The sequence below is a fragment of the Paenalcaligenes hominis genome, assembly GCF_041359055.1.
Classification (GTDB): domain Bacteria; phylum Pseudomonadota; class Gammaproteobacteria; order Burkholderiales; family Burkholderiaceae_B; genus Paenalcaligenes; species Paenalcaligenes hominis_A.
In genome coordinates this window covers 514,157-527,082 of sequence record NZ_JBGJKZ010000002.1, presented here as the reverse complement: position 1 = coordinate 527,082, position 12,926 = coordinate 514,157, and the positions used below count along the sequence as shown (strand labels likewise).

The window sequence follows — 12,926 nt, the reverse complement described above, 5'->3', positions numbered from 1 at the left end:
TCTTAAAATTAATATCCTATTACTTTTTATACCAGTATATCTATTGGGCTTGTACCGGCTTAGAAGCTTGGCATAATAAATAAAACGGATTCATTCTTTTAGGCGAGGCTCAGATGGCTAAAACCCTGTATGACAAATTGTTTGATTCACATGTTGTGCACCGTGAAGACGATGGCACCTGTTTAATCTATATTGACCGTCAGCTATTGCACGAGGTCACCAGCCCTCAGGCTTTCGAGGGGTTAGAATTAGCAGGACGTAAACCATGGCGCATCAGTGCAAACTTAGCGGTAGCAGATCATAATGTGCCAACCACTTCACGGGTAGACGGTATTGCTGATCCCATTTCTAAACTGCAGGTGGACACCTTAGAGAAAAACTGTAAAAAGTTTGGGATTACTTTGTTTGATATGAACGACCAACGTCAAGGCATTGTTCATATTATTGGTCCCGAACAAGGTGCAACCTTGCCAGGCATGACTGTAGTGTGTGGCGACTCGCATACTAGCACTCACGGGGCGGTAGGCGCTTTAGCCTTTGGTATTGGTACCTCAGAGGTCGAGCATGCATTGGCTACTCAAACCTTGCTCATGAAAAAAAGCAAAAACATGTTAGTCAAGGTTAATGGTAAGTTGCCGTTTGGCTGTACTGCTAAAGATTTAATTCTGTACGTAATCGGTCAAATTGGAACAGCTGGCGGTACAGGCTATGCGATTGAGTTTGCTGGTGACGCTATCAGTGAGCTCAGTATGGAAGGCCGCATGACAGTATGTAATATGGCTATCGAGGCCGGCGCACGATCAGGCTTAGTTGCCGTGGATAAAAAAACCATTGATTATTTCCGCGGACGTCCTTATGCCCCTACAGGAATACTGTGGGATCAAGCAGTAGAGTATTGGAGTACGTTGCACTCGGATGCCGATGCACAGTTTGACCGAGTCATTGAACTGAATGCCGCTGATATTGCACCACAAGTCACTTGGGGTACATCGCCCGAGATGGTGCTAAATGTCACCCAGTCCATTCCGGATCCTGATCAAGAAAAAGACAGTGTAAAGCGTGATGGCATGATTCGTGCCCTTGAGTACATGGGGTTGAATCCTAAACAGCCTATTACTGATGTGCGTATTGACAAAGTATTCATTGGCTCCTGTACTAATGCTCGTATTGAAGACTTACGTGAAGCCGCCCACGTTGCCAGAGGCCGCAAAGTGGCGTCCAATGTCAAGCAAGCCATGATTGTGCCGGGTTCAGGCCTAGTTAAACTCCAGGCAGAGCGCGAGGGCCTAGATAAAATCTTTATTGAGGCTGGTTTTGAATGGCGTGAGCCAGGGTGTTCTATGTGTTTGGCGATGAATGCTGACCGTTTAGAGGCTGGTGAACGCTGTGCGGCTACATCTAACCGCAACTTTGAAGGGCGTCAAGGTATGGGTGGCCGTACCCATTTAGTTAGCCCAGCCATGGCAGCGGCAGCAGCCATCGCAGGTCATTTTGTTGACGTACGTAACTACAACTAAAAGGAAATACGATGCAAGCATTTACTACACATACGGGTTTAGTCACTCCTTTAGATCGGGAAAACGTCGACACGGATTTAATTATTCCTAAACAGTTTTTAAAATCCATCAAACGCACAGGCTTTGGTCCTAATTTATTTGATGAGTTGCGTTATTTGGACCACGGCGAACCGGGCATGGACAACGAATCACGTCCTAAAAACCCAGACTTCGTATTAAATCAGCCACGCTATCAGGGGGCATCCGTGCTTTTAGCACGTAAAAACTTTGGTTGTGGCTCCAGTCGCGAACACGCGCCTTGGGCCTTGTTGCAGTACGGCTTCAGAGCTATTATTGCTCCTTCTTTTGCGGACATTTTCTTTAATAACAGTTTCAAAAATGGCTTGCTGCCTATTGTGTTAACTGAGCTAGAGGTGGCCCGTTTATTTGATGAGGTCAAAGCGTTTCCTGGGTACGAGCTACGTATTGACTTAGAGCGGCAGGTTGTGATTAGCCCTTCTGGCGAGGAGTTCCACTTTGAGATCGACGCTTCGCGTAAAAATTCATTGCTCAAAGGCTTAGATGAAATTGGTCATACTTTACAAAAAGCAGACCTCATCAAACAGTTTGAAGCTGAGCGTTTAGCTCGCCATCCTTGGCTAGTAGCAGATGCCTTAGCGTAAATAATAAAGGAAATCTCATGACACAAATTGCTGTATTGCCAGGCGATGGCATCGGACAGGAAATCACCACCCAAGCCGCACGCGTATTAAGTGCGGTGGCACCCGATTTAACATTGGTCGAGGCTCCTGTGGGGGGGGCAGCCTATGATTTGCACGGTCACCCTTTACCTGCGCAAACGCTAGAGTTAGCTCAACAGTCTGCTGCGATTCTTTTTGGTGCAGTAGGCGACTGGAAATACGATGCATTGCCGCGCGAGCTACGTCCCGAGCAAGCCATTTTAGGCTTGCGTAAAGCCATGGGTTTGTTTGCGAATTTCCGTCCTGCAATTTTGTACCCACAGCTTGCTGACGCATCTAGTCTAAAACCAGAAATTGTTGCGGGCTTAGATATTTTAATTATTCGTGAATTAACGGGTGATATTTACTTTGGTCAGCCGCGTGGTATTCGCACCGTAGAAAATGGGCCATTTGCTGGTGACAAACAAGGGTTTGACACCATGCTTTATGCTGAAACAGAAATTCGCCGTATTGCCCGTGTTGCGTTTGAAGCCGCCCAAAAACGTAATAAAAAGCTATGTAGTGTGGACAAGGCAAACGTTTTAGAAACCTCACAATTATGGCGTGATGTCGTTATTGACGTCGCTAAAGACTATCCTGATGTAGAATTAAGTCATATGTATGTGGATAATGCAGCGATGCAGCTCGTACGTGCGCCTAAAGAGTTCGATGTGATTGTGACAGGAAATATCTTTGGTGATATTTTGTCAGACGAGGCCGCGATGCTTACCGGCTCTATCGGTATGTTGCCTTCAGCATCACTCAACGCATCGAACCAAGGCTTATACGAGCCTAGCCATGGCTCAGCCCCTGATATTGCAGGCCAAAACAAGGCAAACCCCTTGGCGACAATTCTTTCTGCTGCTATGTTATTACGTTACTCTCTTAACAGAGAAGATCAGGCACAACAGATCGAGCGCGCCGTCGCTGCAGTTCTAGAGCAAGGCTTACGTACCGCCGATATCCAAAGTGCGGGTACACAGGTGGTGGGTACGTCCCAGATGGGTGACGCTGTTCTGCGTGCATTAGGCTAAAGCATTTTATTTGTTTAGGTGATTTTTCATGAAAAAAGCAGTAGGTTTAATCGGTTGGCGCGGCATGGTGGGCTCTGTGCTCATGCAGCGTATGCGCGAAGAAAATGATTTTTCGTTATTCGAGCCCGTTTTCTTTTCTACGAGTAATGCCGGCGGCAATGCCCCTGAGTGGGCCGAAGGCGCTGGGCCATTACAAAATGCATACGATATTGAAAGCCTTAAAAAGCTACCGATTATTCTTACTGCTCAGGGTGGCGATTACACCACCGAGGTCTATGGGAAATTGCGCGAAGCGGGTTGGGATGGTATTTGGATTGATGCGGCCAGTACATTACGTATGGACGACAGCTCTATTATTGTCTTAGACCCTATCAATCGTGATGTGATCGACGCCGGTCTAGCCAAAGGCATAAAACAATATGTCGGCGGAAACTGTACCGTTAGCTGTATGTTAATGGGTTTAGGCGGTCTTTTTAAACACAACGCAGTGGAGTGGATGACCTCCATGACCTACCAAGCGGCTTCTGGTGGTGGGGCCCAACACATGCGCGAGCTGTTAAATCAATACGGCGAGTTAAATCAGTCTGTTAATTCATTGCTTGCAGATCCGGCCGCCGCTATTTTGGATATTGATCGTTTGGTATTGGCAAAGCAACGTGATGATGCGCTAGAGCGTCAACATTTTGGGGTGCCATTAGGCGGTAACTTAATTCCTTGGATTGATTCCGATCTAGGCAATGGCATGTCACGCGAAGAATGGAAAGGCGGCGTAGAAACCAACAAGGTATTAGGCCACAATGCGGATAACTATGTGCCCATAGATGGCTTATGTGTACGTATCGGTGCAATGCGCTCTCATAGCCAAGCCCTGACCATTAAACTAACTAAAGCTATCCCACTTGACGAGATCCATGACATGGTCGCTCAAGGTTCAGCGTGGGCTAAAGTGATTCCTAACGAACGTGAGCGTACCATGCACGAACTCACGCCTGTTGCTGTTTCTGGCACCATGGATATCCCTGTGGGTCGTATGCGTAAACTTGCTATGGGTGACGATTACCTCAGTGCTTTTACTGTAGGGGATCAACTATTATGGGGGGCTGCTGAGCCATTACGTCGCATGTTGCGTATTGTCTTAGGGGAGCTCTAACCATGCCCACACACTGTCGCCCAACATGGGCTATTTACTGGAGTGCAGGTGCGGCGGCAGTGTTATGTGCACTTAGCACGCAGGCTGCGGTATTAGGTCACTCACGAGTGATCTCTTTACCGCATCAGCCATTGCGTCTTTCTGTTTTAATTAAAGACGTTAGCCCAGCCGAACAGGCCAGTCTCACAGCGCGTATTGCACCAAGCGCTGCTTGGCACGAAGCGGGTCTGTCCGCACCTGTAGATCTATCTACTTTTAGAGTAAAAACCGTAACAGCATCACAGCCAAATACTGTGCAGCTGTTTTTGGAGTCCTCTCAAAGCACTACAGCCACTGTTATTGATGTGCTTGTCGATATTCAAAGCGATGTTTCCACACAGCGTCATCAAGTCAGCGTATTACAGGCACCTCAGCCAACACCAGTGGCTTTGGCGCAAGCACGTGCTGCTTCTGTAACACCAAGCCCATCTACTGCTGTAACTACAACTGCTTCCGTATCAGAAGCGTCAAACACGACTGCCTCTACTGAGTCCACCTATAGCGTACGCTCAGGTCAAAGCTTGTCACGTATTGCGCGTCATTATCGTTCTAACGCCTATTCTGAGCAGCAGTTCATGGTGGCTGTGCTCGAGGCCAACCCTCGTGCTTTTATACATGGCAATTTAAATTTATTACGGGCGGGGGCCACCTTAAATATTCCAGATGCTCAGCAGATCGCCGCAGTATCTCCACAGAAAGCAAATCAGCTTTACCAAACGCATCTGCAGTGGTTTGATGATTATCGCCAGCGTTTAGCTCAAGGTTTGCCGGTTGAGCCCATGATGACAGCGGGGCAGTCAGCGCCTGTGGTTTCCGAGGTATCCGCGCCAGAAAGCCAAACGGACCGTTTGCAACTAGCCACGGATGATGCCAAGACCATCCAAGCCGATCAGAAAGCGGCTACAGCCCAAGAATTAGCGTATAACGCCGAGCGTTTAGCCCTACTTGAAAGTGCTACCGATTCGGAGCCGTCTGTCAAAAAAGAACCCACACCAACTACTACCGCAACAGATACATCACAAGTGGCCTCTACAGAGGTTGATACCTCTGCTTCCACCTTGCCAGCAGACACAAGTGCAGCAGACCCAAGTGCGGCAGACACAAGTGCAGCACAAACGGGTTCGGCGCAGGCTAGTCCTGTCGATGGTGAAACCACTGCAGCCCAAGCCGCTTCAGGCTGGTTATCTTCTATGTGGGTAGCCGCTATTGCTTTATTGGTATTGGTTGCCCTAGCTATTGCTTGGTTTTTACGTCGTTCCAATACAAGTCGGTTAGATGTGGTGGATGAGCTCTCTCCTAGCACCGTGCGCATGCGTGAAAAACTCGATAAAAATACAGAAAGTGACGTACCTCATCCGGATGACGTTGAGTTTAGGGAAATAAAATAAGTGGTAGCAGTTCAACGCATGGCCTTGGGTCTTTGTTATGACGGCTCAATGTGGCACGGTTGGCAAACCCAACCATCTGGTCGCACCGTACAAGATCAAATTGAAAAAGCTTTACAGCAGTTTTTAGCGCATCCGCTTAGTACTATTTGTGCTGGTCGTACTGATGCAGGGGTTCACGCCTTAAACCAGGTGGTGCATCTGGATACTCATGCAAAGCGTGCGCCTGAATCGTGGGTACGTGGGTTGAATGCCTTATTACCAGCCAGTATCTCTGTGCAGTGGGCGCAAACCGTTCCTAATCATTTTCATGCGCGCTTTTCGGCGCAACGACGACGATACGTGTATGTGTTACGTAATGAGCGTGTGCGTTCGCCTCTAGTGCACCAACGTGTGGGTTGGGTTTTTCAGCCGCTGGATTACGCAGCAATGCAAGACGCAGCACAACGCTTATTGGGTACGCATGATTTTAGCGCTTTTCGTTCAGCAGAATGCCAAGCCGCAAGTCCTGTTCGCACCTTAATGCAGTTAGTTATTCATCACCATGCACCGTGGTTTGTATTCGAGTTCGAGGCCAATGCTTTTTTACATCACATGATCCGTAATGTAATGGGGGCATTGGTCTATATAGGAATGGGGCGGCAGCCTTCTACTTGGGTTGATGAGCTTTTGCTGCATAAAGACCGTAAACGGGCGGCACCTACTTTTGCTGCTGATGGTCTGTATCTGGCCGGTGTGGATTATGATCAGGAGTTTGCTTTGCCTAGCTCAAGCTCTGCCGAGCTAGCGCTACGTCATCTAGGTATAAATTGGAATGGCTTTTAACGTGAATCTGTTTCACAATTTCACAGGTTTGTGCCTGTAGTATAGTTGTGCCTCGGTGCGCGTGACATCTATCTATTACGAATCCCCTTTAGTTACATAAATGCTTATGTCTTTTTTATTGAAAATATCTTCATGGATAGACCGGCTTAATAAAACGGTCGGTGGGGCTGTGGCTTGGCTCACGCTCATCGTAGTGGTCGTGAGTGCGGTCAATGCAGTGGTTCGTAAAGTATTCAGTGTTAGCTCTAATGCTTGGCTAGAGCTGCAGTGGTATTTATTCGGTGCCATTTTTCTGCTGGCGGCGGGTTATACATTTTTGCGCAATGAACATGTGCGGGTCGATGTATTGGCACAGCGTTTCAGTCGTAAAACCCAGATATACATAGAAATTATAGGTGTGGTTCTTTTTCTATTGCCTGCTTGTGGTTTGGTGTTTTGGCTTTCTCTGCCTTATTTTTATAAATCGTATGTATTGCTTGAGCAGTCATCGAACACAGGGGGCTTAATCCGTTGGCCTGTAAAGTTATTAATCCCTGTGGGTTTTGGCTTATTAATTTTAGCGGGTATTTCCCACTTAATTCGAAGTGTGGGTTTTTTAATGGGGCGCTGTAACGATCCTTTGTCGGATGCAGATGCATTACAAAAAACAGAGGGCAGTAGCACCGAGGAAATGATGATAATTGCGGAAGAAACACTAGAGCAAAACCGTCAGCGTGCTCAACAAGGAGACGCATGATGGATTTCATTATTGCTAATTTGGCACCAATTATGTTCTTTAACCTAATTGTCTTTTTGCTTTTAGGTTTTCCGGTGGCTTTTACCTTAGCTGCTACAGGTATTTTGTATGGTTTGGTTGCCATCGAGTTAAACCTCATGCAACCGGCCTTGTTCCAAGCATTGCCCCAACGCATTTTCGGTATTGTCGCTAACGATACCTTGCTTGCCGTTCCGTTTTTTACGCTCATGGGTTTAATTCTCGAGCGTTCGGGCATGGCCGAGGACTTACTTGATACTATTGGTCAGTTATTTGGCCCAGTTCGTGGGGGCTTAGCCATTGCGGTGGTATTTGTGGGTGCCATGTTAGCTGCGACCACAGGGGTTATTTCTGCTTCTGTGATATCCATGGGGTTAATTTCTTTGCCCATTATGCTGCGTTATGGCTATGACCGCCGCCTAGCAACCGGTGTGATTGCAGCATCCGGCACTTTGTCACAGATTATTCCGCCTTCCATTGTGCTTATTATTTTGGCCGATCAGCTAGGGCGATCTATAGGTGATATGTATCGTGGTGCAATTGTGCCGGGTTTGGTTTTGACGTTGGCCTATATTGGTTACGTAGTCATACTTTCCATTCTTAAACCCAAAAGTGCGCCGGCTTTGCCTCCCGAGGCCAGAATATATGTAGAGCCCGATGGCAGCCGTGGCCTGAAGTCTTTAGTGGTCCTTACCCTAATAGCCGCGCTAATGGCATTTTTTGGAACAGAGTACTATTTTGAAACCCATCTTAGTGCGCCCATCGACGAATTAATTGTCATAGGTCTTCTGATTTGGGGTGGGGTTGCTTTATTTGTTGCCTTGGTAAATAAAGCGTTTAAGCTTGGTTTGCTTTCTAAAATTGCCGAGCGCGTTACGTTTGTGATGATTCCACCACTGTTCCTTATTTTCTTGGTACTAGGCACAATTTTTATCGGGGTGGCTACTCCTACAGAGGGCGGGGCGATGGGGGCTGTGGGCGCTATTATTATGGCAGTCTCACGCCGTAGACTCTCTTTTACTCAACTCAAACAAGCCATGAGCTCCACTACGCGTTTATCGTGTTTTGTGGTCTTTATTTTGGTGGGCTCAACGATATTTAGTTTAAGTTTCCGTGGCATTAATGGCGACTTATGGGTGGAAAGCCTGCTTATTGATTTACCAGGTGGGGAGCTCGGTTTTCTGATTGCTGTCAGTATTTTGACCTTTGTCCTAGCGTTCTTTTTGGATTTCTTCGAGCTAGCATTTATTATCGTGCCATTGCTTGGGCCAGTTGCCGATAAAATGGGAATTGATCTGATTTGGTTTGGGGTATTGTTAGCGGTCAATATGCAGACTTCGTTCATGCACCCACCGTTTGGTTTTGCCTTGTTCTTCTTACGCTCAGTAGCGGCTAAAGAAGACTACGTGGATCACGTAACAGGCAAGCCTATCCGTCGGGTCACTACAGGGGATATCTATTGGGGCTCGGTACCTTTTATTGTGATTCAGCTAATTATGGTTGCTGCCGTCTTGGCATTCCCCCAAATGGTCACGCATTACAAAGCAGCAGAAAGCCAAATTGATCCATCCGAAGTGCAGTTCGGCACAGAAAGTATGTATGGGGATGATGGTTATGGATATGGTGACAGTAATCCATTCCAATAACATGGCTGTCTGATGCTAAACAGGCTGGTATCCCAGCCTGTTTTTAATTGTTCATAGAGGTGACTATGCGTACTCGAGTAAAGATGTGTGGCTTTACCCGTTCCCAAGACATTAAAGCGGCCGTGCAAGCCGGGGCTGATGCCTTGGGCTTTGTGTTCTATCAAAAAAGTAAGCGTTATGTTTCCATTGCGCAAGCGGCTCATTTGCGTTCTCAGATACCCGCTTTTGTGCAAAGTGTGGCTCTGTTTGTGAACGCAAGCCCTGCTTTTGTAGAGCAAGTTATTCAAATAATGAAACCAGATCTGTTGCAGTTTCATGGCGAGGAAAGTCGGGCTTATTGTGAATCGTTCCAACACCCGTATATTCGTGCTTTTCGTGTGGGTGCGCCAGGCTTGGAAACGGCAGAGCAGGTCCTTAGGCAGTGTCGTCTTTATGATACCGCCCAGGCTTGGCTATTTGACAGTTTTTCACCCGCCTACGGTGGCAGCGGTACGCAGTTTGATTTGAGACTCTTAGAGCAAGTAGTAGCCCATCGTACTGCAGATGACCCTGAAATGGTTTTGGCAGGCGGCGTCGCGCCAGATCGTCTTGCTCAGTTAATTACACAGGTTCATCCCTATGCTATAGACGTTAGTAGCGCTATCGAAGACAGCCCAGGTATTAAAAATGCCGCTAAAATGCAGCAACTAATGCAAGCGTTGAACTTCTAACGGTTACGCTAGTCTTATTACTTTTAATAATAAAAAAGGTGAGACGATGATCAGCATAGGGCCGTTAGCGCTTTCCACTACGGTGGCTGTTGGTTTTTTAAGCGCTATCTTTATGTTTGTGCTTGCCGCGTATTTGGATAAGCGTTATCAGCTTGACCTAGAGCGTCGCCTATGGTGGATGGTACTGGCTGCATTGGTGGTGGGCAGAGCCGTTTTTGTGGCGCAGTATTGGCATGACTATAAGTACAACCTCTGGGGGGTAGTTGGCATCCAAGACGGAGGCTTTCACTTGGTTGCTGCCCTGAGCGTGCTGTTTATTGCATTAATTTATCAAGCATATAAACACAAACCACAACGTCGTGCTATGGCACAGCTAGTTGGCTTTAGTCTTGTGTTTAGTGTGCTTACTGCTAGTTTAGCTGCCCATTTTTTTCCTGCGCCACAACAAATAAATACAAGCGAGCTAGCGCTTACCCAGCTTCAAGGGCAGCTAGTCAGCCTAGCAGAGTTTAGCGATAAACCCATGGTGCTTAATTTATGGGCGAGCTGGTGTCCACCATGCCGTGCTGAAATGCCTGTTATGGCAGAAGCACAAAAGCAAAACCCGGATTTACATTTTGTTTTTGTGAATCAAGGGGAAAGCGTGCAAGTGATTGAACAGTTTTTACAATCGCAAAACCTTGAGCTAGAACATGTGCTAAGCGATATTAGCTCCACCTTATTGCACAGCATACAAGGGCGTGCCTTACCTACTACCTTATTCATTACTACCCAAGGTCACGTAGTAGATGTGCGTATGGGCGAGTTGTCTCAAGCAAGTCTAGCCGCGTATTTAAAGCGTTTGCGTTAATGAAAAAGCCCTCATACGAGGGCTAAAAATTAACTATATGAGGGTTCGGTATCGGATGCTTTAAGAGCATATTGGTTTGCGATCATGGCACAGGCCATCAATTGAATTTGATGGAAAACCATAATAGGCAGTAAGACGGGCCCCAACATAGCACCACTAAATAAGACTTGGGCCATAGGCACACCAGTGGCTAAGCTTTTCTTTGAAGCACAAAAGATAATGGTGATTTCATCAGCGCGATTAAAACCTAGGCGCTGAGCTAAAAAACGAGTCAACCATAGCACAATAAGCAACAACACCATACACACCACAAATAAAGCCAATAGCGCATTGGGTGGTACCTCTGACCATAGGCCGCTAACGACTGAGGAGCTAAAAGCGGTGTACACCACTAATAAAATGGAGCTTTGGTCTACGTTTTTTAACCAGCTGGAGTTGCGAGTAATAAAATTGGCCGTTAACGGACGGGAAAGATGACCCACTACAAAAGGTAAAAGTAACTGCAAGCTAATATCAATAATGGCATCGACCATACCTGCTGTGCCGGCGTTGGCATCTAGCATAATATTAAGAATCACTGGTGTGGCTACAATACCGATAATGCTAGAAGCCGAGGCGCTACAAACGGCTGCTGGAATATTACCCTTGGCGATAGAGGTAAAAGCAATAGCAGATTGCACTGTGCCAGGTAGCGCACATAAATACAGCATACCTATAGTCAAAGGCACGCCCAATAATGGAATAAGCAAAGGCTTAGAGAGCCATCCAATTAATGGGAAAATAATAAACGTAAAACCAAAAACCAAAATATGTAAGCGCCAGTGCGTCATACCCGCAATAATGGCTTCACGAGATAATTTGGCACCGTGCATAAAGAAAAGTAATGCAATGGCAAAGCGGGTCAGCCACTCAAAAAAAACGGCCCCGCTGCCTTCGGCGGGAAGCACCGTCGCAGCAATGACTACGCCTATTAAAATAAGCGTGAAGTTATCAAAAATAAGACGTAATTTGGCATACATCGTGGAAACCTATGAGCTAAAAGATTTAAAAATGAACCAACCAAGGCTAAAACACAACAAACTACCTACTAAATGTAGTAGTAAATGAAGGAAAAAATAGAAATATTGGCCCTGATGTAGCAAAGTGAAGCTTTCAGAGGTAAATGACGAAAAGGTGGTAAGCCCACCTAGAAATCCCGTCATGATGAATAGTTGCAAAGCAGGTGATACGGCAATGGCTTTATGCAGCGCGCCCACAATTAAGCCCATTAAAAAAGCACCCACGAGGTTTGCTGTGAGGGTGCCAATGGCTAAGACGGGCGAAAGGTGATTTAGGCTAAGGCCTATAAACCAACGTAGAACGGCACCACATGCTCCGCCTAGAGCGACAAAAAGAACGCCACTATTTAGCAACCTGCCCCCTTATTGTTATTGTTTAAATGTGTAATACCTAAATAGCTTACATCATAACGAGAATCAGCATGATTAGTGAACCCATTATTAGTACGATTAAACAAGCACGTCGAATTGTGGTATTTAGTGGTGCGGGTATGTCAGCCGAAAGTGGTATCCCTACATTTAGGGATGATTTAGTCGGTTTATGGCAACAGTATGACCCCAAAGAGCTGGCAACTGCCGAGGCATTTACCAAAGACCCTGAGTTGGTTTGGGGCTGGTATGAGTGGCGTCGGGCTCGTGTGGAATTAGCGCCACCCAATGCAGGGCATATTGCTATTGCACAGTGGCAGGCGCATTACCCATTAACTATAGTGACACAAAATGTGGACAACTTACACGAGCGTGCGGGTAGCTACAACGTAATTCATATGCATGGTAATTTGCATACAGCGTATTGCATCGATTGTAAAACGCCTCATCCTCTTTATCCGACGGCAACGCCTGCTACAGAAGGAAGCCGTTTATCGCCTCCGGCTTGTACGCTCTGTCAGGGTATGGTGCGGCCAGGGGTGGTTTGGTTTGGTGAGCCCCTAATAGAAGCCGATTTGCGTGCGGCTATTTATGCGGCAGAAAATTGTGATTTAGTGATTGCAGTAGGCACATCGGGGGTGGTGCAGCCTGCGGCATTAATTCCTTATTGGGCTAAAGAGAAAGGGGCGCAAGTGATACAAATTAACCCGCACGAAAGTGCTATTGATGAGGTCAGCGATTATAATATACGTCAGTCTGCTGCCACCGCCTTGCCGTACCTAGTACAAGCGTTGGGCTTTAGTAAAACTACCGAGTAGCATCAAGCTTCGTTATAATTACCGGTTTAGGTATAGATTTGTGTTTTTGCTG

General features: G+C 46.8%; 13 protein-coding genes. 11 read left to right on the top strand and 2 right to left on the bottom strand.

Annotated features, from left to right (window positions below; all coding sequences use genetic code 11):
* Positions 1-113 precede the first annotated feature (113 nt).
* The 10 genes from leuC (at position 114) to ACBP46_RS06370 (ending at position 10,629) form a co-directional block, all read left to right on the top strand.
* Entirely contained in the window at positions 114-1,517 is a 1,404-nt protein-coding gene (leuC, locus tag ACBP46_RS06415; RefSeq protein WP_371015905.1) for a 3-isopropylmalate dehydratase large subunit, read from the top strand.
* A gap of 11 nt (positions 1,518-1,528) precedes the next feature.
* The gene (leuD, locus tag ACBP46_RS06410; protein ID WP_371015904.1) at positions 1,529-2,179 is read left to right on the top strand and encodes a 3-isopropylmalate dehydratase small subunit; all 651 of its coding nucleotides are present in this window, start codon (positions 1,529-1,531) and stop codon (positions 2,177-2,179) included.
* 17 nt (positions 2,180-2,196) lie between these two features.
* The gene (leuB, locus tag ACBP46_RS06405) at positions 2,197-3,270 is read left to right on the top strand and encodes a 3-isopropylmalate dehydrogenase (protein WP_371015903.1); all 1,074 of its coding nucleotides are present in this window, start codon (positions 2,197-2,199) and stop codon (positions 3,268-3,270) included.
* Between the two features lie 28 nt (positions 3,271-3,298).
* Positions 3,299-4,420, top strand: coding sequence for an aspartate-semialdehyde dehydrogenase (asd, locus tag ACBP46_RS06400; RefSeq protein WP_371015902.1), 1,122 nt, complete (start codon positions 3,299-3,301; stop codon positions 4,418-4,420).
* Between the two features lie 2 nt (positions 4,421-4,422).
* Positions 4,423-5,847 carry a type IV pilus assembly protein FimV gene (locus ACBP46_RS06395; protein ID WP_371015901.1) on the top strand — a complete coding sequence of 475 codons (1,425 nt, stop codon included), beginning with the start codon at positions 4,423-4,425 and terminating at the stop codon, positions 5,845-5,847.
* Positions 5,848-5,865: 18 nt separating this feature from the next.
* A complete protein-coding gene (truA, locus tag ACBP46_RS06390; protein ID WP_371016059.1) occupies positions 5,866-6,669 on the top strand; it encodes a tRNA pseudouridine(38-40) synthase TruA in 804 nt (267 codons plus the stop codon).
* Between the two features lie 106 nt (positions 6,670-6,775).
* The gene (locus tag ACBP46_RS06385; protein ID WP_371016058.1) at positions 6,776-7,405 is read left to right on the top strand and encodes a TRAP transporter small permease subunit; all 630 of its coding nucleotides are present in this window, start codon (positions 6,776-6,778) and stop codon (positions 7,403-7,405) included.
* On the top strand, positions 7,405-9,069 hold the full coding sequence (locus tag ACBP46_RS06380; protein ID WP_371016057.1) for a TRAP transporter large permease: 1,665 nt from the start codon (positions 7,405-7,407) through the stop codon (positions 9,067-9,069). Before ACBP46_RS06385 ends, ACBP46_RS06380 begins: the two co-directional genes overlap by 1 nt.
* 65 nt (positions 9,070-9,134) lie before the next feature.
* Positions 9,135-9,779, top strand: a complete 645-nt coding sequence (locus ACBP46_RS06375) for a phosphoribosylanthranilate isomerase (protein ID WP_371015900.1) — start codon at positions 9,135-9,137, stop codon at positions 9,777-9,779.
* A 46-nt stretch (positions 9,780-9,825) separates the two neighbouring features.
* Positions 9,826-10,629 carry a redoxin domain-containing protein gene (locus tag ACBP46_RS06370; protein ID WP_371015899.1) on the top strand — a complete coding sequence of 268 codons (804 nt, stop codon included), beginning with the start codon at positions 9,826-9,828 and terminating at the stop codon, positions 10,627-10,629.
* 29 nt (positions 10,630-10,658) lie between these two features.
* Here the strand turns inward: ACBP46_RS06370 and ACBP46_RS06365 are convergent, their stop codons facing one another.
* Together ACBP46_RS06365 and crcB are read right to left on the bottom strand one after the other, a co-directional pair.
* On the bottom strand, positions 10,659-11,648 hold the full coding sequence (locus ACBP46_RS06365; RefSeq protein WP_371015898.1) for a bile acid:sodium symporter family protein: 990 nt from the start codon (positions 11,646-11,648) through the stop codon (positions 10,659-10,661).
* Positions 11,649-11,657: 9 nt separating this feature from the next.
* A complete protein-coding gene (gene crcB / locus ACBP46_RS06360) occupies positions 11,658-12,041 on the bottom strand; it encodes a fluoride efflux transporter CrcB (RefSeq protein ID WP_371015897.1) in 384 nt (127 codons plus the stop codon).
* A 68-nt stretch (positions 12,042-12,109) separates the two neighbouring features.
* On the opposite strand from crcB, the gene ACBP46_RS06355 reads away from it, so the two are divergent.
* The gene (locus ACBP46_RS06355; protein WP_371015896.1) at positions 12,110-12,874 is read left to right on the top strand and encodes an SIR2 family NAD-dependent protein deacylase; all 765 of its coding nucleotides are present in this window, start codon (positions 12,110-12,112) and stop codon (positions 12,872-12,874) included.
* The last annotated feature ends 52 nt before the right edge of the window (positions 12,875-12,926 follow it).